Here is an 18,426-nt window from a genome sequence, read left to right on the forward strand (position 1 = left end):
TCAGCCTTAGACAAAGCCATTCAAGAGGCATTTGCTCAAGTCTCTCTAGAAGATATTCGCAGCTGGTTTACTCATTGTTGTTACTGTACCTCAGGAGACTAGGAAACGCTCTATCGATCGTCTCCCTTCTTAAACTTATTGATCAAATAATATTCATGTAGCTCCTCAGCCAGTTCAGAACCTTGTTTCTTTAAGAGATCCCTTAGTGCAATAAGTAATAGTGTCAGAGTTATTAAACGTTGTTGTCCATCAATCAAGAGATAAGGAGAGATACCATCAGCAGTTCCCGGCTCTGCAAGAGTAACAATAGGTCCAAGAAAATGATACTCTTCTACACCATCACTGTATAAACTCATTAGGTCATCCCAAAGAGTTTCCCAATTGCCTTTTTCCCATGAGTATGGTCTTTGGAAAAGAGGAACCTTAAACTGTTTACTACCCTCTAAAAGATTACGAAAACTTGTTTCAGATGCTTTCATTCGATTGCTCCCTAAGCTTAAGAAAAAATTTAAAGCTACCCACGCTTCTCATCTTTATAACACTAGATTAAGTGTCTGTCGGTGTGACCAAATCACTCTCATACGGAAATAGAATGAGCATTTATTCCAGTAAGTGAAATTCTGACAGACTTGCAGAGCGAATTTATCAAGCGATCCCGCTCGGGGAATTCTTGCAAGGTAATATTGATTCGAGTTGTGCGACTTGAAACTTGAGGGCGATCGCCCTTCAATTACAACGAGGGGGAAACCCTTGCGCTAAAGTCAGTAAAGGCTAGTGCGTATTGTTGAATTTATGACCGTGTCTCCCGCTGCATCTGCTGTTCCTGATCCCACCAATGGCTTGCCAGAGCGATTAGCCAAGCACACCGTTCGCTATGCTGACCATCGCTCCGTGAATCGGGAAGAGTTGACCCCGATGTTTCGGCAGTATGTGGACGTGAAAGACCAGTATCCCCATGCCATTCTGCTGTATCGAGTAGGCGACTTCTTTGAGTGTTTCTTTCAAGACGCGATCGCCGTAGCACGTGAGTTAGAACTAGTGCTGACGAGCAAAGAAGGGGGCAAAGAAGTAGGGCGAGTGCCGATGTCAGGCATTCCCCACCATGCCCTCGATCGCTACTCTGCCCAGCTAGTGGAGAAGGGTTACGCGATCGCCATTTGTGATCAAGTAGAAGATGCCTCAGAAGCGCAGGGATTGGTGCGACGGGAAGTAACCCGTGTCCTCACACCTGGCACCGTCATCGAAGATGGCATGCTGAATGCGCGTCGCAACAACTTTCTAGCGGCAGTTGTGATTGCGGGTAGCCATTGGGGCTTAGCCTATGCCGATATTTCCACAGGGGAATTCTTAACCGCGCAATCAAGTGAACTAGATCAACTGACACAAGAATTGATGCGGTTGCAACCTTCAGAAGTGCTGCTTCCCACGAATGCGCCTGATTTAGGGGGGCTATTACGTCCGGGGGAAACTTCCGAACATCTGCCCGATTGCCTGCCAACTCAATTTTGCTACACCCTGCGATCGCAAACCCCGTTCACAATTGGGGAAGCCAAGCCTCGGTTGATGCAGAAATTTAAGGTGCGATCGCTGGAAGGGCTGGGCTGTGAGCATTTGCCTCTGTCTATTCGTGCTGCTGGTGGCTTGCTGGAGTATCTGGAAGACACGCAGAAAGAAACTCAGATTCCGCTGCAACTCCTCCGCACCTATACGCTGACCGACTACTTGATTCTGGATCATCAAAGTCGGCGCAATTTAGAAATTACCCAAACTGTCCGTGATGGCACGTTTCACGGCTCTCTGTTGTGGGCCTTGGATGAGACAGTGACGGCGATGGGGAGTCGCACGCTGCGGCGCTGGTTGCTACAGCCCTTGCTAGATATAAAAGGGATTCAAGCTCGCCAAGACACGATTCAAGAATTAGTCGAGAACGGCGCTCTACGAGAAGATTTGCAGCGTTTACTGCGTCAAATTTACGACTTGGAACGCCTTGCAGGACGTGCGGGTTCTGGAACAGCAAATGCACGGGATTTGGTCGCTCTTGCCGACTCCTTTGAGAAGTTACCAGACTTGGCCAGCTTGGTGGCGACTGCGCGATCGCCCTACCTCAAAGCCTTACAAACAGTCCCCCCGCTCCTAGAGCAGTTAGGAGAAAACCTGCACGCCCATTTAGTTGATTCGCCACCGCTGTACCTGACAGAGGGCAACCTGATTCGTCCGGGTGTGGAGCCACAGTTGGACACCATGCGTCAGCAGTCAGAAGACGACGTGCAGTGGCTGAAAGATTTAGAGCAACAGGAACGAGAGCGCACAGGCATTCCGACGCTGAAGGTCAGCTACAACAAAACTTTTGGCTACTACATCAGCATCTCCCGCGCCAAGGCTGAACAAGCACCTAAAGACTACATCCGCAAGCAAACACTGACCAACGAAGAGCGCTATATCACGCCAGAGCTGAAGGAACGCGAAGCTCGGATGCTGACGGCGCAGGAAGACCAAAAACGGCTGGAATACGAAATTTTCTTAGGGTTGCGATCGCAAGTTGGCGAACAAGCTGACTTGATCCGCACGGTGGCAAAAGCGGTAGCAGCGGCAGATGTATTGTCTGCATTGGCAGAGATTGCGGTTTATCGCGGCTATTGCCGTCCTAAAATGGCTGCGGGTCGAGAAGTCACTATCGTTGAAGGTCGCCATCCTGTGGTAGAGCGCTCCTTACCCGCCGGATTCTTTGTGCCCAATTCAACCGAGCTAGGTCAAGAAACCTCAGAAGTAGTGCCTGATTTAGTGATTCTTACTGGACCCAATGCCAGCGGCAAAAGCTGCTATTTGCGGCAAGTGGGACTGATTCAACTGATGGCGCAGGTGGGTAGTTTTGTGCCAGCGCAGGTAGCAACTTTGAGTGTGTGCGATCGCATCTTTACCCGTGTGGGAGCGGTGGATGATCTAGCCACAGGTCAATCCACGTTTATGGTGGAAATGAATGAGACGGCGAATATTCTTAATCACGCCACGCCGCGATCGCTGGTTTTATTGGATGAAATTGGTCGAGGCACCGCTACCTTTGATGGTCTCTCGATCGCTTGGGCCGTGGCAGAGCACTTAGCTACCGAAATTCGCGCCCGCACCATTTTTGCCACTCACTATCACGAACTGAATGAACTCGCTTCTATCCTGACAAACGTGGCGAATTATCAGGTGACGGTGAAAGAGCTACCCGACCAAATTATCTTTCTGCATCAAGTGCGACCAGGAGGAGCCGATCGCTCTTATGGCATTGAAGCAGGACGCTTGGCAGGTCTCCCAGCTTCAGTGATTCAGCGGGCTAGACAGGTGATGAGCCAGATTGAAAAACATTCCCGGATCGCGATCGGACTACGCAAAGGAAGCCAAGTAGAAAATGCGAGTCGAGAGAAAAACGGCAAATCCTCAACGACTCAACCAACTGAACAATTGGATATTTTTGGTGCTTAGTTCTGCAATTTTTTGACTTCTTTATAAACACTCATCCCAATCTCTAAAGCTTCATTCAGCAGTCGGCCATATTCGCTAGCTTGGCTGTTGACTTCCAAGGTTCTGAGGGTGAGCAGATTATTTTCAATATTGACAAATAACTCCTGGCGGCGGGCGATAAAGCTTTTGTGTTGCCGCAGAATCTTTTCGGTCATTAAGGCACACACCAAACTTTCTCTAGTTACTCGGAGTGCTTCCAAAACCTCATCGCGATTAATTAAATTTGCAGGTAAATGTCCAATTGCTGCCAATTTATCAATAATTTCTACTGCTTTAATCACTTCGTTGTATTTATCGACTTCATCTAACAATTTTGCTAGCGGAACCAAGCTTTTTTGCTTACTCCAGAGATAAAAGTTCCAGCCCAACATGAGAATAAAGGCAATACTCAAGTTAATGGCGAAAAACTGTAATGCTTGCTGAACTTCCCCTCCTACTTGCGTCGAGTTTTGAGTCAGAACAAAGCCAACAGGTAGAGTAAAAACTAAGATTAGAACAAAAACAGAAACCTCTGTGAGGCAAAAGAAGAAGAGTTTTTTCGAGTCTCGCCATACTGAAGGACGATACGTGCCGCCAAAAATTCCCCCAACGAAAATATCATTAACATCTAAACCACTTAGAGTTTCCAACTCTCCTTCGCCAATCTTCAAAGCTTTGAGATCAGATTGCATGATGGCATAGCCCTTATCCTGATTAATTGCTTAGATGGTGCGATCGCAAAAAGCAATTGTAGTTTTAGTTCGTCAAAATCTCCAGCAGTGATTGAATCACGCTGAGATAAAAGTTGCCTTCACGGGGGCGAAAGAGTTCAAAAGCTTGTCCCGGAGCCCCAAAGAAAGGACGAAGTGTCCAGGCCAGCTGACAACCCACAAAAGCATATAATCCCAACCAGAAGCGCAAAATATTAGTACGAGTTTTAACTGCTGGATCTACATTTTTAGTAACTCTTTTCTTTGACTTTTGGTCTGCATCTACTACCACAAAATCACTTTCAGCTTTTTCCTCAACTAGAGTACCTGAGGTGACTGGAGAAAGTTCTAGCTGTTCAGGCTCAGGCCGCATGATTTGATAGAGATAGGAGATGCCGATGAATCCCGTGAGGGCGAAAATTACTACATTTAATAGAATAAAGAATTGGTAATTGCGAATTGTAATCAGAAAAAACAACGTGACAGGAGCAAAGCTAAATAAGAGTACTGCCGTAATCGAAATAGCGGTTAGTAGGAGAGCCAAGCTTTGACTAATACTTTGTTTTGAACCAAAAAAGGCATTAAAAAAGTAGAGCGTTGGCAAACAAATGATTAGCGTAATCAGATAAAGGGCAGGTAACTTGATTGCAGAGGCAAGAACCTGGAGTGGGCTAGCAAAAGCTCCGATGATTCCTCCATAAATTGCCAGAAAAATTGAACTCGAAATTAGTAAAGCCGTAATCTTAGTTTTGAGGCGAGCTTTGTGATGAATCTCCTCAACAAAGTTTTCGCGATCGCGCAGCAGCGTAATTAATATGGTGAAGTAGTTCATATTGTTATGCCAACCAACATCAATCCTGTAGTACGTAGCCTAATTGCTTCTAAAATCTAAAATCAGCGCAGACCTAAAACTTCTAAAATTGATTGAATTACGTTCAAGTAGAAGTTTCCCTGCATATCTCGAAATAGCTCGAAGGGCTCTCCCGGTGCGCCAAAGAAGGGGCGTAGTGTCCACCCTAGCTGGCTGCCCACAAAAGCATAAAGAATCAGCCAAGACTGCAAAATTTGTGTACGAGTTGCTTGCCCTGCTGAATCTTGAGGCGATAGCGCTTGGAGACCGTGATAGAGAAAGTTGATTCCTAAAAATCCAGTGATTCCAAAAATTACGACATTGAGCAGCTTGAAGAACTGATAGTTATCAATTGTCGCTAGGAAAAAGAGAGTGACTGGAGCAAAGCTAAATAGCAAAATGCTAATAATTGCTGCTGAACCTAACAAAACCACAAAGTGTTGGCCCAAAGTTAGTTTGGAGCCAAAGATGATGTTGAAAAAGTATAGAGTTGGCAGACAAATAATCAGGGTGATCAGGTAAAGTGCTGGTAGCTTTACTGCAGAAGATAGCGCTTGCAAAGGTCCAGCAAAAGCACCAATTACCGCTCCGTAAATGGCAAACAAAATAGAACTGGAAATTAGCAAAGAGGTGATTTTGCTATTAAGCCGAATTCCCTGACGCACCTCATCAATAAAATCTTTGCGATCGCGTAGCAGTGTAATCAGCACCGAAAAGTAGTTCATAAACTCACCCGAAAGGGGGGTTCGCCTAACTACACAAGTGTTGTTGCCCATTACGGAAAAGCTGAGGCTGGTTGATAGAGATTACAGCACCAGTTCGGCCAAGCCCAAGTAGTAAATACCTTCGGGGGTAATTTCAAAGCGGCAAGGCAACACTTCTAGCCCTTGAGCGACTGCTTCCCGCAAAAGTTTGCCATAGGCTGGATCGCGATCGTCACCGGGGGCAAAATGTGTACAGTCTCCCCGATTGATGAAGTAGAGCATGACGGGTCGTACTTCTGGCAGCAGTGCCACCAACTCCCGAATATGCTTTTGGCCCCGTGTTGTGACCGTGTCTGGGAAGCGCACCAAGCGATCGCCTTCGCACCAAGTTGTACTCTTCACTTCCAAATAAATCGGGCGTTCTAACTTCTCACCCGTAAGCAAAAAATCCACTCGACTTTTTTCTTGGCCATAAGCCACTTCCAAGCGAATGTCACTATAGTCTCCGAGTTCGGGAATGAGTTTCTTTTCTAGTACCAGCTTGACGATGCGGTTGGGCATGGCAGTATTGACTCCTACCCAAGTCGGCCCATTCTCATACACCTCAATTAGCTCCCAAGTGTAAGGCAGCTTTCGCGTCGGGCTGTCACTGCGCGACACATACACCGAGCTACCCGGTCTAGAAATGCAGCTCATCGGCCCTGTATTCGGGCAGTGAGCCGTAATCACTTCACCGTTGGTCAACTCGATGTCTGCGAAGAAGCGTTTGTAGCGCTTGAGGAGAATGCCGGGGTAAAGCGTCGGGTACTGGTAGATTAAAGCGGTCATCTGTATGAAATTCGAGTGAACTGCCACTTTGACGCTGGTTCACTTTTCGCAACTTCATCATCTTGACATAGGCTGACCAGTTTGCTGCTTTGCGCTGAAGTCGAGCTTTCATTGCTTTCGCGGCCAGAGCATAGCCTCCGTCTGCACCATCAATAAAATGCACTTGCTGCCCATTGCGTTCAAACACTAAGCAGGTCATCAGGGCGCGATCGGATAGATGGATTCCGTGCACCAACTTGCCCGCTTTGTATTGAGCTTCTAGATAGCTATTCAGTTGTTCCCGCTGGTCGGCTGTACCCGCAATCACCATCCGCAGCATGTCATCAAACTTGCGGTAATCTGTAGCTGCTGTGACGATCTGTTTGTAAGCACCCCAATCTACGTCACCCACCTTAGTCTCAAATTCCATGAAGGACCAGCCGAGAAAATTTTCTAGCTTTTCCTTCAGCAAGTACATCTGCTGGGGTAGCCAAGCTTGAGAGGTGGCCCGTGCTTTTGCTTCCGGTAACAAGTTGGAATGCTGGAACGAAAGCTGAAGACTCTTGGCAGCAACCGGATGTAAATCTGCATCCTCGCCAAAAATTTCTTGGATTTTTTGAATAACAGTTCGGTAGGTCAGGTATTGCTCTTTTTTGGAACCCATTGCCAGCACCAAAATGCTGAGCACTTCGCCCCGCTGGTTAGGAATATCTTGCCAACGGCACTCTAGACCCGAAAAATCAGGTTGTAGTGGTTGAGTTGCAGGTTTTAGCTGATAAGGATTATTCGGGATATCCTGCTTCACCATCTCAGTAGCGCAAGTTAGGCCCCCACCTGTAAATATTCCTTGGCTGTAGTTTTTTGAGACTTGCAACTTGGCTACTTTAATTTCGAAGCCAGCAGCCAGAACGTCGGTAACTGGAACCAGCCCTACTCTGAGATCTAAGTCAAATCTTGTTTTAGCAGCCTGTTGCGTCGCTAGTAGGGCTTGCTTCGTCTGATCTAGCAAAGCGGGGGGGATCAAAATAGAAGCTCCGTCACCCCCAAAGACAAAGGGAATCTCGGCAGATTTAGCGACGTTGAGCACAGCCACAATTGAGCAAGCACCCAACAGATTGACATCTTTATAACGCCCTGCTTCTATGGCCTGGGTCGAACCTACAATATCTGTAATTACCACGTGCCAGTCGTGGGGCAAATCCACAAAATTGTGCGGCTGGGTAATCTCGATAAACTCCTTGAGGCGCGGGAGCTGGGCATAAAATTGCTCGGTGCTCATAGGCTAACTCTGCCTTGGTTTCCGTATAGTGGCATGACTTAAGCACCCTGAAGAACTGCCTGAAACAGTTCAGCATCTCCAAAGCTTGAGTGAACTCAGTTGCTATCTTTGGGTTCGGCTGCAAGTTTGGAGATGCGATCGCTAGATCTGTAGATGAATTCAGTATGACTTTGTTTTATCAGTTCTTGTAGTGAATCTTTGGCCTAAGTTACTACGCGAAATCGCTGAGTAGTCTGTAAACCATTTACTAGAACTATTTGCTGCAGCCATCCTCATGAGGACGGTAGTAGGGACGGCGGCGTTCCATAAGATTGATCCGGGCGGAACTGGCCGATTCGCGATTAAATAGGGGATGCACGTTCGTTATTTGTAACTATTCGTGTCTGAAACTAAAAAGCCTTCTCGTTCCCTCGCTGGAATTGCTGGGATTGTGGCTGTGGCCACGATGATCAGCAAGGTATTTGGATTGGTGCGTCAGCAAGCGATCGCCGCTGCTTTTGGGGTGGGTCCTGCCGCTGGAGCTTACAACTTTGCCTATGTGATCCCAGGGTTCTTGCTGATTTTGTTGGGTGGCATCAATGGCCCCTTCCATAGTGCGATCGTCAGTGTGCTTTCCAAGCGCAAACAAAGCGAAGTCGCTCCCATTGTCGAAACGATCACAACTTTGGTCGGTGGGCTGCTCCTACTGGTCACCATTGGATTGATCGTTTTTGCCGATCCGCTGATGCATTTGGTGGCTCCCGGTTTATACATCAGCCCGGAGGTGGCGCAGGCGCAAGGGGTGAATCCAGAGCAATTTCAAGTATTGACTCAAACTAGAGCGATCGCCGTCCAGCAGTTTCGGATCATGGCTCCGATGGCGTTGCTGGCTGGATTGATCGGGATTGGCTTTGGCACCCTCAATGCCTCCGATCAATATTGGCTACCCTCCATCAGCCCTTTGTTCTCTAGTGTGACCGTGCTGATCGGGATTGGCGTCTTGGCATTCCAGCTTGGCCCTCAAATTACTACCCCCCAGTACGCCCTGCTCGGAGGAATTGTATTAGCTTGGGGAACCTTGGCGGGTGGTGTTTTGCAATGGCTAGTGCAATTACCAGCACAGGCAAGAGCGGGTATGGGTGGCTTACGGCTGCGCTTCGACTTCCATCGCCCCGAAGTCAAAGAAATCATCAAAATTATGGGGCCAGCGACTTTTTCCTCAGGCATGATGCAAATCAATGTCTGGACGGATTTATTCTTTGCGTCGTTTTTGCCCCAAGCAGCAGCGGCAGTATCAGCTTTAGGTTACGCGGGGTTGTTGGTCAACACGCCTCTGGGCATTCTTTCCAACATGATTTTGGTGCCCTTGATGCCTGTGTTCTCTCGGCTCACCGATCCGGCAGACTGGCCCGAATTGAAAGGACGGATTCGGCAGGGTTTGTTGCTGACTGCGGTAGCTATGCTGCCTCTGAGTGCCATCATGATTGCGCTGGCGTTTCCCATTGTGCGGGTGGTGTATGAACGCTACGCTTTCGATGAATCAGCCTCACGCCTCACGGCCTCCCTCCTGATTGCCTATAGCGTTGGGATGTTTGTGTATTTGGCGAGGGACGTGCTGGTGCGGGTGTTCTACGCTTTAGGAGACGGAGACACTCCCTTCCGCATTAGCATCGTTAATATCTTTTTGAACGCGGTCTTGGACTTCTTGTTAATCAAACCTTTTGGCGCGTCTGGTCTAGTCTTAGCCACAGTTGGGGTTAACGTCACCTCCAGTATTGCTCTTTTGGTGATTCTGCATCGCCGTCTACATGGCTTGCCTTGGCGAGAGCTAGGTTGGCCGATTTTAGGTCTGAGTTTGGGTAGCGCGATCGCGGGAGGATCTTCCTGGGCAACGCTACGAGCCTGCGAGCACTTTCTGGGTACCGAAGGCATCATGACTCAACTGCTAGAACTCACTACAGCTGGTTCAGTCGGCTTAGCAGTATTTGCCCTATTTGCAACTCAGTTACGGTTGCCAGAAGTGGATTTATTTATCGATCGCATTCGCCAGCGGCTACTGAGGCGTTAAGCAACAGACCATAACTCACGACAAAGGGCACGCTAGGTGCCCTTCACTTTTTAGACCTAAAGCTGATCTTGGTACTTTTCTAGGAGGTCCATGAGCGTGACTTGGCACTGCATGGGCAGGAGATCGAGTAGAGGCACTTCACGGCGGCCACCGCCCAGCTTAACTGACATGCTGCTGAGGATTTGCTGCACTCGGTTTTCATTCACTGAACTGGAGGTGAGCAAAGGATAGAGTTGCTCTGCCAAGGGAGTACTGAGGTGAGCATCGCTTAAGTAGAGGTGCCACTTGGCAATATCCATGTAGACATTTTCGCCAATATCAGCGGCGAGGGCTTCTAAAAGCTCGGTTGTATTGGTTTTTGCCATGATAATGATTTCCTAAATGCAAAATGGGGGCCAAACCAGCTAATTTAGCCAGATTCTGCCCCCATTCTAATCAAGCAATCGCCCAGACAACTTCGCTCTATGGTTTGGTAGATTTTGCACTCGTTTTTTTAGAATCAGCAGGAGTTCCGGCAGAAAATTGAGGGTTATAGCCAGAGTAATCTGCGATCGCAGCAATATAAATTAGATGCACTAGCAGCCCTACAGCCCAGGTTCCTGTAACCCACTTAGACCAAGGCCAAGTGGCAGCTTCTAGCGTGCGCACAAACCACATGCCAGAATTGGTCGCACCAAAAACTGCTACGTGCATGGCAAAATTCATCCGATCATCCAGACGGCGATAAGCAGGATCGCGACGATCTGGTTGACGAGGCCAACGAGGCGGCATAGAAAACCCTTTAGTAAGTGATTAAGCGTCAGAGTGGCTATTGTAATCGATTAAGCGCTGGATGACTGGGACTGGGACTGAGAGGGTGGGAGTTTGACAGTGTTGTCTGTACCGCTGAGTAGTTGAGCCTTCATTGCAGCCAACTCGTCATCTACGGCGTCGCCGCCTTCTAAGGAAGCAAACTTCTTTTCTAGGTCATCGGTGCCTAGTTCTGCAATCGCCTCTGACTGGGCTTCTAGTTGCAGTACCTTTTCTTCCATCCGCTCAAACGCAGACATAGCGCTACCCGTTCCCACGCGACCCAGCATGTCATTAATCTGCTGAGAAGCTTTTGCAGAGCGAGCACGAGCGATATATAAGTCCTTTTTAGTTTTGGCCTCAGAAATTTTGCTTTCCAAGGTCAACATATTTTGCTTCAGCTTGGTGACAATGCCACTTTGCTGGTCTAGCTGCGATCGCAAAGCTTCGGCAGTTTCCTGATAAGACTTACGACGGGTCAAAGCCTCCCGTGCTAAATGATCATCACCTTTTTGCAAAGCGAGTTGCGCTCGTTGATACCACTCATTAGAGGTGGATTGCGCTTGAGCACATTGTCGTTCTGTGCGCTTCTGAGTGGCGATCGCTTGAGCAACAGCTTGTCGCAGATGAATCAGGTCTTCCTGCATATCCAAGACCGTTTGCTCCAGAATCTTTTCTGGATCTTCTGCTTGCCCCACTAAGCTGTTGATGTTGGCTCGAATTACCCGCCCAATGCGGTCCAATAAGCCCATACCGATCTCCGTCCACGTTGCTACGACAGGCTTGTGGGCCGCTAACGCATCAGCTACAAAACGCAGTTTCAACGACCCCAGCGGAATATTAACCTCATGGTATCGCACCTTTCCGGTTCGTAAGCGAGCCGAAAGCAGGAGATTAGTGCTGTTCTACCTTAGCGGGAATCCCTTGTTTTTCGAGTTCTTCTGCTAAGGCTTCCGCTTTGCCAGCCTCATCAAAGGCTCCCAATTGAATGCGAGCACCATCCGGGAAGTTCTTCACATAGGCATCCGGAATAGCCTTTTGAGCTTCCTCCAACGTCGCATCACCACTGTATTCAGTCACCACCTTATAGTCGTAGGCGCTGCTACCCGCCGGAGCTGAGCTAGCAGCGCTCTCCGCTTCCGGTTCAGCCGCTCGCGATCGCGGAGCTGGAGGCTCTGGAGCGACCACTACAGGAGCAGGCTCTACTCTGGGAGGCTCTGGAGCAGGCGCATATCGTTCAACGGGCGGCTCGGCAGCAGGCGGGTTGTAAGCAGGTTGGTTATAAATTGCAGCGGGTGGAGGGGGAGGCGCGATCGATAGAGGGGGTGCCACTGGCTGCACCACGTAGGGAGCCGCAGAGCGAGGAGCCGCAGCTTGGGTAGCTGGTGCAGTTGTAGTAGTTCTTCCAGCAGCAGGCCCGATGTTAGCACTTGGAACTGCTTTCACTTTAGGCACAGCAACCGACTTGCCAGGGGTAGCGCTTACCTTTCCAGCTCCTGTATTGGCCTTCAGCGTGCTCAAGGTACCCAAGTTCAAATCGACAAATTCTTTCGAGGCTAGATTGGGTGAGTTAGGCAAGCCCACTGCTGCACTATTGGGCGTGACACTCGTAGAGTTAGTGGTTGTAGTGGATGATGCGGCATTAGGCGATCGCCCTACACCTAGAGGACGCAGCACCGAAGGATTCATCAACACGTAACCCAAGGTGGCGCTAGACAGCAGAAGCAGAAGCATTGAGCCTAAACCTAGCGGGGTGAGTAGGCTTTGCATAAAGCCCCGCTCAACTCTGGCTTCTGCTTCTTCCTCTGCCAAGCTGCGTAAAAGTTCCTCGGACGACTCCAGGTAATCATCTGGCGGCATTTGAGTAGCAGCCATGCTGATCAAGCTGTTAGTTTCAGAACTATTAGCTTCCGCATAGGCAGCGGTTGGTGCTTCTGATTCTGGGACGCGAGGTAGCACTGCTAGTTGGGAAGCAGAGTGGCTACGAGCAGAACTAAACGATGATTCAGAGCGCGGTTCCTGACTGGGTGACCAGGCTCTAGGTTCAACAGGTGGTGCAATCGGTGCCGTAGTGGATGGGCTGGCAGTAGCAGTATCAGTACTGGTGGCAACTCCCGAATTCATCGGCTGAGTTCTACCCCCTACTGCGCCAACTGAAATCAAATCCAAGGTCTTCCGGGCTTGCTGGCGACCTAGCCCACGAGGCGGTGGCACAGAGCGACCTGTTCGCTGACGCCGATAGCGAACCAATTCCTCTTCTAGGTGCACGTCTAAACTGCCCAAGGCCGTTTGCAACACCGAATGTAAGGATTGGTTTGGCTGGGATTGATTTGGGGATTCAATCGAGGGGCGTTGACTCATTACAGGATTCCTACCATCTTGACTAACCACAAACTTTCCAAGTGGGTGTCCCTCAACCTACGCCATCCAGGACAGCCATAAACTTTCGCAATCCGCCCTAAATTGTTTCGGTCAAAGCCTAGCTTTAATCCTCACTCAGACGCAAGCGGGTCTTACACAGATCAACCCTAAACTAAATAGACGTGGGTGAGGGATGAGGGCGAATCATGTAGATGCATCGTATAGTACTGCTGTTGATTCTGATCCTAAAGTAGAGAACCTTTAGAAAAGGGTATACGATTTTTTACCGAGATCGGCAGCATGGCTTTTGAATCCCTTCATCATGTTTTAGGCAGCTTCGAAAATCAAGGGGGATGGCAAGAGCGACAACAGTTCAAGCGCTTGTTGGCCTATTGGCCAGAAGTCGTAGGACTAGCGGTTGCCAGCCAAACAAAACCAGTTGCAATTCAGCGAGGCGTGCTAAAGGTAGCCACTTCTAGCCCTGCCTGGGCTCAAAACTTGATTTTTGAGCGACAACGGATTCTAGAAAAGCTCAACACTCGGTTAACCATCGAACTCACTGATATTCGTTTTTCTACCGCTCAGTGGCACAGCAGCCGGAAAGAAAATTCTGCTGCCACTTCTGGGCCAGAGGCCAACCCTTGGCAAGACCATCCTAGCCATGTAGCTAACTTCCAGGCACCCAATCAATCACCTCCCGCTCAGGCACCAGCGCCAAAAGACCCTCAAACCGCGTTTCAAGCTTGGTCAGCGTTAGTGCAACAGCGATCGCAGCATTTACCTGCCTGCCCCCGTTGCCACTGCGCGACTCCACCGGGAGAGTTGCAGCGCTGGACTGTTTGCGCCCTTTGTGTCGCGCAACAATGGCGAGGGTAATTCGTCACGGTTATAGCTTGTGTAGATTGGGAATTCAGCTCTGCATCTGGGTATGACTAAGCAGGGGGCAACCAACTCACTGCTAGCTTTGGCATTCTCACCCAGACGAGTTACTGAGTCTTTAAGTCCTATGATGCGGCGTTACACCTGTCAAATGGCTGAATTTACAGACTCAAACAGCAATTCAAGTTCCTTGACTTTGCTCGAGCTCTAAATTGATTTAAATGTAATTGTCTATCTTTTCTCTTGATCCCCAATTATTTTTGAGAGAAATCAGCGTGGTGGAGCTAGAACCAAAACTACTGTAAATGTATCCGTTTTTTAACAGGATTATAAAGACAATCTAAAAGGCCTTTTTTATCATGAATCGCTGAAAACCAGGTGCAAAAGCGATCGCAGGTTCCCGAATCAACACTCTCAAAAAAACTTTAGCTTAAAAATTAAAGACAACAGGTTACCTCCTAAAAAATCCTTCTATGAGAACCATAAACCTCGAAACTTCAGCATGTCGCCACTGTCGGTATTACACTCCCGAAGGACGACGCGGCGGCTCTTGTCAGCAGCTAAATGTACCTGTTCGAGGCAGTTGGAAAGCTTGTTCTCTGGCGATCCCCCCGTTTGCGCCCTCTTGGGAGAAGTCTGAAGAGATTATGAATTGGTCAGAAGGTACATTAATTCTAGGAGATGTGATCTCATTGGATTGTTCTCCAATTAATTTCTCAGAAAGAAAAGATGATTTAGCAGTGCGATCGCTGGCCAAATAATCCCCTCTCTTCTCTAAATCGGCTCTGTAAAAATACTGAAGTAATTTCGTTTTTAGATTTGAGTTTGAAGCTAAATGCATCCTCATTTCGCTGAGTTGAGATTGAAGTTTTGGTGAAATGGCTACAATTACAGACAAAAATTTGAAACCGCACTCTTATTTCAGAAGTGCGGTTTTTTAGGTGGTTGAGTTTTAGAGGTTAGGCCACGGCTCGTCTCAAGGCAACCAAGGGTACTGGCGGAAGTTAGGTTGACGCTTTTCTAAGAACGCCTCTTTACCTTCTGCCCCTTCTTCCGTCATGTAGTAGAGCAAGGTGGCATTGCCAGCTAGTTCCTGTAAGCCTGCTTGGCCGTCACAGTCGGCATTAAAGGCAGCTTTGAGGCAACGGATCGCGATTGGGCTTTTTTCCAGAATTTCCTGCGCCCATTGAATGCCTTCAGCCTCCAACTGCTCCACAGGCACCACGCAATTCACCAAACCCATTTCTAATGCCTGAGCTGCATCATATTGACGACAGAGGTACCAAATCTCGCGGGCTTTTTTTTGCCCCACCAGCCGAGCTAAGTAGCTAGCACCAAATCCACCGTCAAAGCTGCCGACCTTGGGGCCAGTTTGACCGAAAACAGCATTGTCTGCGGCGATCGTTAGGTCACAAAGAATGTGGAGAACATGCCCGCCTCCGATCGCGTAACCCGCCACTAAAGCAATCACTACCTTGGGCATGGAACGAATCAGACGTTGCAAGTCGAGGACATTGAGGCGTGGCACCCCTTCATCATCTACGTAACCGCCTTGACCTCGCACACTTTGGTCGCCTCCAGCACAGAAGGCATATTTGCCATCCGTATGCGGCCCTGCCCCGGTGAAGAGAACGACCCCAATCCGGCTATCTTCACGGGCATTGGCAAAGGCATCATAAAGCTCAAACACCGTTTTGGGGCGAAAGGCGTTGCGCTTGTGGGGGCGGTTGATAGTGATTTTGGCGATGCCATCCGCTTTGTGATACAGGATGTCTTCGTAGGTTTTGGCAACTTGCCATTCAACTTGCATAGTCTGTGCGTGAGTGTAAACAATTAGGCCATCTCTTACCCGAAAGAAATGGTCTAGGCTCAGTGGTGCCATTTTAGAGCAATTCTACCAACGGACTCTGGCAAGTCAGGGTTACGAAGATACCGATAAGCTAGTGGAAAATTGGTTGGCAATATCAACTAGGAGCTGCAGGTGAAATTGTTCTGGCAGCAGTAAATCTTTAATAGTGTTTAAGGCTTCTAGGTCGTCAGATTCAGACGAATGACCATTAGCCAAAACTGTCACCTCACCAGTAGAGAGAGACAAACGGCTGGCGATCGCCTGTAAATACATACTCTCTCGCAAGTCTACTTCACCATCCGCTGCGGCCATCTTGTAGCCCAAGCCGATTAGCAACACTTTTTCAGACTTGGAAAGTAGTACTGTGAGCTTGAGTAGCTCATTCGGAATGATATAAATCTGATGCCGCTGCACCCCAGCGATCAGTTGTTGTGTCAGCTCATGGGTTTGGTCATCCAACGTCAGAAACGAGCTGAGCGTCTGCTCCAACTCTTGCTTCTCGGCATCCGCGATCGCCCGATCCACTAGCATGACGCCTAGGAGCACCGTGACCAGAGCTGCCAGAAACACTAGCGAGGAATTTAATTCGTCCTGTTGCAACTCTTGGCCCGTGATGCGGCAGAGAAGCTCTAGAGTTTCAGCGCTGATTTGTGGTTGATCCATGCCTGAGAACCGTTGTTCGCCTTCAAGAGTAAAGCTGGGGTGCTCAGTTTTGTCAATCAACAGCAAATTTTGCTAAGTTAGCCCGCCGCCAAGCACTGTCTACCTTGCGATCGGTCCGCACCTCCAGCACTCGGATGCCGTTTTGAGGGAGGGGGTTCAAACGCTCTATTAGCTGGGGCCAGGTTTGAATCAGTTCATACTCCACGCCGTAGGCTTGGCAGAGTGGCATGAAGTCAACCGCTTGCGGTGTTGCGAAGAATTCTTCAAACACCTGCTCAAATTGGGCGATCGGCAGCATCTCGAAAATGCCGCCGCCATTGTTGTTGACCACAATAATGGTCAAATGTCCTACCAGCTTGTTTCTGAGCAAAAAACCATTCGTATCGTGCAGCAGCGCCAAGTCTCCCGTCAACAGGACGCTGCTTTGATTGCCGTGCGCCATACCCAGAGCTGTAGACAATGTGCCATCAATTCCATTTGCTCCCCGGTTAAAGTAAGGTTTGATTGCCGTATTGCCCGGTTTCCAGAAAAACTCCACATCCCGGACAGGCATGCTGTTGGCGATAAATAAAGGCGTACCGGGAGGCAAATGCTGGGACAGTAGCCAAGCAACTTTGCCCTCAAACCACGCTTCTGTATCTGACATCGTTTGGTCTAGCTTTTGCCGCACCTTCCCTTCAGCACTACACCAATCTTTGAAATAACTACTTGATGACTGGGACGTAGGCGGCAACAGCGGAGCCAACTGCTCGATCACCAGCCGTAAATGAATGGTGTAACCATGCAGCGGATCTAAATTGCGATCGCCCGGATCAACAATCCACTGCTGTGGCTGCACCCTCTCCAGCCAGAGCCGTAGTTCCTTACTCGTCGGCATTTCCCCAATCCGAATCACCATCGCCGGAGCCAATTGCTCTGCTAACTGCCGATTTCGCAGCAGCAAATCATAGGTAGAAATCAGCTCCGGATTAAGATCTGCATAATTTCTCAGTGGTGACAACCCTTCCGCTAACACAGGCCAACCCAACGCCGCCGATAGTTGCGCTACCGCAGTACAGTACTGCACAGGCGATCGCGGTTGAGCAGGCCCCGCAATAATCACCCCCCGCTCACAAGCTTGCCAAGTCGCCAGCGGCAACTGAATATTTCCTACCCCAGCCGCCTCAATCTCTGTAATAGGCTGCACTGCTGCAAAAAACTGAGCCGAGTCAAACTGCGATCGCCACTCCTCCACCGCCGGATCAGGAATCGGAGCCAACGGCTCACGCAACGGCAAATTGAGATGCACCGGACCTGCTACAGGCCACAGCGATCGCTCCCAGGCATAAATCATCGTTTGGCGTAAATACCGCAGCAGCCCCACCTCTAAAGCAGGCGTTGCCAATTCCGCATACCAGTTGGGAAAATCCCCAAACAACTTTTGCTGATCGATCGCCTGCCCCGCGTTGCAGTCGCGCAACTCTGGAGGCCGATCTGCTGTTAAAACCAACAACGGCACCCGACTTTGCCGCGCCTCAATTACTGCTGGATAAAAATTCGCCCCCGCCGTCCCCGACGTACATACCAACACCACAGGTAGCCCTGACTGCCGCGCCAAGCCCAAAGCGAAGAACGCCGCCGATCGCTCATCCAGCACCGGAATCGCCTCAACTTCAGGGTGCTGAGCAAACGCGATCGCCAAGGGCGTAGACCGAGACCCCGGACAAACCACCGCCATTCTTAACCCTAAACGAACCAAAGTTTCCGCCAGGATAGAAGCCCAAACAGAATTTGTATTGCGGAAATCAATGGACATGACAGAGAGGGGTGAAGAGTGAGGAGTGGGGGTTGGGAAAGGAGGAGGGAGGAATTGGAAAGATGAAGGAGGAACGATGAAAGGGAAGGAGATAGGAGTTGGGAGCTAGAAGGCCGAAAGTGAGAGGTAGGGAGAGAGGAGTGGGGAAAAAACAAAACTCGAAGCACTCACAGTTAGATTCGTCTGGAGGGGGTCTGGGGGACGCAG

The 18,426-nt window shown here is 49.3% G+C and carries 17 protein-coding genes; 4 read left to right on the top strand and 13 right to left on the bottom strand.

All coding sequences use genetic code 11. From position 1 onward, the window contains the following. Positions 1-110 precede the first annotated feature (110 nt). Positions 111-479, bottom strand: coding sequence for a DUF262 domain-containing protein (locus H6F90_RS08205; protein ID WP_190551861.1), 369 nt, complete (start codon positions 477-479; stop codon positions 111-113). 295 nt (positions 480-774) lie between these two features. On the opposite strand from H6F90_RS08205, the gene mutS reads away from it, so the two are divergent. Next, entirely contained in the window at positions 775-3,468 is a 2,694-nt protein-coding gene (mutS, locus tag H6F90_RS08210; RefSeq protein ID WP_370587972.1) for a DNA mismatch repair protein MutS, read from the top strand. Here mutS and H6F90_RS08215 read toward each other — a convergent pair. The 5 genes from H6F90_RS08215 to H6F90_RS08235 all read right to left on the bottom strand — a co-directional run bounded on the left by H6F90_RS08215 (position 3,465) and on the right by H6F90_RS08235 (position 7,836). After that, positions 3,465-4,178, bottom strand: a complete 714-nt coding sequence (locus tag H6F90_RS08215; protein ID WP_190551865.1) for a hypothetical protein — start codon at positions 4,176-4,178, stop codon at positions 3,465-3,467. The genes mutS and H6F90_RS08215 overlap by 4 nt on opposite strands. A gap of 64 nt (positions 4,179-4,242) precedes the next feature. Further along, the gene (locus H6F90_RS08220; protein ID WP_190551867.1) at positions 4,243-5,028 is read right to left on the bottom strand and encodes an actin-binding WH2 domain-containing protein; all 786 of its coding nucleotides are present in this window, start codon (positions 5,026-5,028) and stop codon (positions 4,243-4,245) included. 62 nt (positions 5,029-5,090) lie between these two features. After that, positions 5,091-5,771: an actin-binding WH2 domain-containing protein gene (locus H6F90_RS08225; RefSeq protein ID WP_190551869.1), complete on the bottom strand. Its 681-nt coding sequence runs from the start codon at positions 5,769-5,771 to the stop codon at positions 5,091-5,093. Between the two features lie 81 nt (positions 5,772-5,852). Further along, positions 5,853-6,578 carry a DNA/RNA nuclease SfsA gene (gene sfsA / locus H6F90_RS08230; RefSeq protein ID WP_190551871.1) on the bottom strand — a complete coding sequence of 242 codons (726 nt, stop codon included), beginning with the start codon at positions 6,576-6,578 and terminating at the stop codon, positions 5,853-5,855. Continuing rightward, the gene (locus H6F90_RS08235) at positions 6,481-7,836 is read right to left on the bottom strand and encodes a DUF3095 domain-containing protein (protein WP_190551873.1); all 1,356 of its coding nucleotides are present in this window, start codon (positions 7,834-7,836) and stop codon (positions 6,481-6,483) included. Before H6F90_RS08235 ends, sfsA begins: the two co-directional genes overlap by 98 nt. Before the next feature lie 379 nt (positions 7,837-8,215). On the opposite strand from H6F90_RS08235, the gene murJ reads away from it, so the two are divergent. Continuing rightward, positions 8,216-9,883, top strand: coding sequence for a murein biosynthesis integral membrane protein MurJ (gene murJ, locus H6F90_RS08240; RefSeq protein WP_190551876.1), 1,668 nt, complete (start codon positions 8,216-8,218; stop codon positions 9,881-9,883). A 56-nt stretch (positions 9,884-9,939) separates the two neighbouring features. On the opposite strand, the gene H6F90_RS08245 is transcribed toward murJ, so the two are convergent. The 4 genes from H6F90_RS08245 to H6F90_RS08260 form a co-directional block, all read right to left on the bottom strand. Then, complete coding sequence (locus H6F90_RS08245) at positions 9,940-10,248, bottom strand: DUF3181 family protein (protein ID WP_190551878.1); 309 nt, start codon at positions 10,246-10,248, stop codon at positions 9,940-9,942. A gap of 97 nt (positions 10,249-10,345) precedes the next feature. After that, entirely contained in the window at positions 10,346-10,654 is a 309-nt protein-coding gene (locus H6F90_RS08250) for a 2TM domain-containing protein (RefSeq protein ID WP_190551880.1), read from the bottom strand. 50 nt (positions 10,655-10,704) lie between these two features. Further along, entirely contained in the window at positions 10,705-11,532 is an 828-nt protein-coding gene (locus tag H6F90_RS08255) for a PspA/IM30 family protein (protein WP_370587973.1), read from the bottom strand. A gap of 34 nt (positions 11,533-11,566) precedes the next feature. Continuing rightward, complete coding sequence (locus H6F90_RS08260) at positions 11,567-13,033, bottom strand: hypothetical protein (RefSeq protein WP_190551882.1); 1,467 nt, start codon at positions 13,031-13,033, stop codon at positions 11,567-11,569. Positions 13,034-13,333: 300 nt separating this feature from the next. Here H6F90_RS08260 and H6F90_RS08265 point away from each other — a divergent pair, with 300 nt between their 5' ends. Both H6F90_RS08265 and H6F90_RS08270 read left to right on the top strand, forming a co-directional pair. Next, positions 13,334-13,909 carry a DUF721 domain-containing protein gene (locus H6F90_RS08265; RefSeq protein WP_190551884.1) on the top strand — a complete coding sequence of 192 codons (576 nt, stop codon included), beginning with the start codon at positions 13,334-13,336 and terminating at the stop codon, positions 13,907-13,909. A gap of 476 nt (positions 13,910-14,385) precedes the next feature. Further along, positions 14,386-14,673 (top strand): hypothetical protein, encoded by a 288-nt coding sequence (locus tag H6F90_RS08270; RefSeq protein WP_190551886.1) that lies wholly within the window; start codon positions 14,386-14,388, stop codon positions 14,671-14,673. Positions 14,674-14,888: 215 nt separating this feature from the next. Here the strand turns inward: H6F90_RS08270 and menB are convergent, their stop codons facing one another. The 3 genes from menB to menD all read right to left on the bottom strand — a co-directional run bounded on the left by menB (position 14,889) and on the right by menD (position 18,219). Beyond that, the gene (menB, locus tag H6F90_RS08275) at positions 14,889-15,722 is read right to left on the bottom strand and encodes a 1,4-dihydroxy-2-naphthoyl-CoA synthase (RefSeq protein WP_190551888.1); all 834 of its coding nucleotides are present in this window, start codon (positions 15,720-15,722) and stop codon (positions 14,889-14,891) included. A gap of 111 nt (positions 15,723-15,833) precedes the next feature. Beyond that, positions 15,834-16,424: a TerB family tellurite resistance protein gene (locus H6F90_RS08280; protein ID WP_190551890.1), complete on the bottom strand. Its 591-nt coding sequence runs from the start codon at positions 16,422-16,424 to the stop codon at positions 15,834-15,836. 52 nt (positions 16,425-16,476) lie between these two features. Next, positions 16,477-18,219, bottom strand: a complete 1,743-nt coding sequence (gene menD / locus H6F90_RS08285) for a 2-succinyl-5-enolpyruvyl-6-hydroxy-3-cyclohexene-1-carboxylic-acid synthase (protein ID WP_190551892.1) — start codon at positions 18,217-18,219, stop codon at positions 16,477-16,479. Positions 18,220-18,426 lie beyond the last annotated feature (207 nt).

It is taken from the genome of Trichocoleus sp. FACHB-591 (assembly GCF_014695845.1).
Classification (GTDB): domain Bacteria; phylum Cyanobacteriota; class Cyanobacteriia; order FACHB-46; family FACHB-46; genus Trichocoleus.

Excerpts from the sequence above, each read along its gene's own strand:
- H6F90_RS08205 (WP_190551861.1), bottom strand. The coding sequence starts at position 479 with ATGAAAGCATCTGAAACAAGTTTTCGTAATCTTTTAGAGGGTAGTAAA.
- H6F90_RS08215 (WP_190551865.1), bottom strand. The coding sequence starts at position 4,178 with ATGCAATCTGATCTCAAAGCTTTGAAGATTGGCGAAGGAGAGTTGGAA.
- H6F90_RS08220 (WP_190551867.1), bottom strand. The coding sequence starts at position 5,028 with ATGAACTACTTCACCATATTAATTACGCTGCTGCGCGATCGCGAAAAC.
- H6F90_RS08225 (WP_190551869.1), bottom strand. The coding sequence starts at position 5,771 with ATGAACTACTTTTCGGTGCTGATTACACTGCTACGCGATCGCAAAGAT.
- sfsA (WP_190551871.1), bottom strand. The coding sequence starts at position 6,578 with ATGACCGCTTTAATCTACCAGTACCCGACGCTTTACCCCGGCATTCTC.
- H6F90_RS08235 (WP_190551873.1), bottom strand. The coding sequence starts at position 7,836 with ATGAGCACCGAGCAATTTTATGCCCAGCTCCCGCGCCTCAAGGAGTTT.
- H6F90_RS08245 (WP_190551878.1), bottom strand. The coding sequence starts at position 10,248 with ATGGCAAAAACCAATACAACCGAGCTTTTAGAAGCCCTCGCCGCTGAT.
- H6F90_RS08250 (WP_190551880.1), bottom strand. The coding sequence starts at position 10,654 with ATGCCGCCTCGTTGGCCTCGTCAACCAGATCGTCGCGATCCTGCTTAT.
- H6F90_RS08260 (WP_190551882.1), bottom strand. The coding sequence starts at position 13,033 with ATGAGTCAACGCCCCTCGATTGAATCCCCAAATCAATCCCAGCCAAAC.
- H6F90_RS08265 (WP_190551884.1), top strand. The coding sequence starts at position 13,334 with ATGGCTTTTGAATCCCTTCATCATGTTTTAGGCAGCTTCGAAAATCAA.
- H6F90_RS08270 (WP_190551886.1), top strand. The coding sequence starts at position 14,386 with ATGAGAACCATAAACCTCGAAACTTCAGCATGTCGCCACTGTCGGTAT.
- menB (WP_190551888.1), bottom strand. The coding sequence starts at position 15,722 with ATGCAAGTTGAATGGCAAGTTGCCAAAACCTACGAAGACATCCTGTAT.
- H6F90_RS08280 (WP_190551890.1), bottom strand. The coding sequence starts at position 16,424 with ATGGATCAACCACAAATCAGCGCTGAAACTCTAGAGCTTCTCTGCCGC.
- menD (WP_190551892.1), bottom strand. The coding sequence starts at position 18,219 with ATGTCCATTGATTTCCGCAATACAAATTCTGTTTGGGCTTCTATCCTG.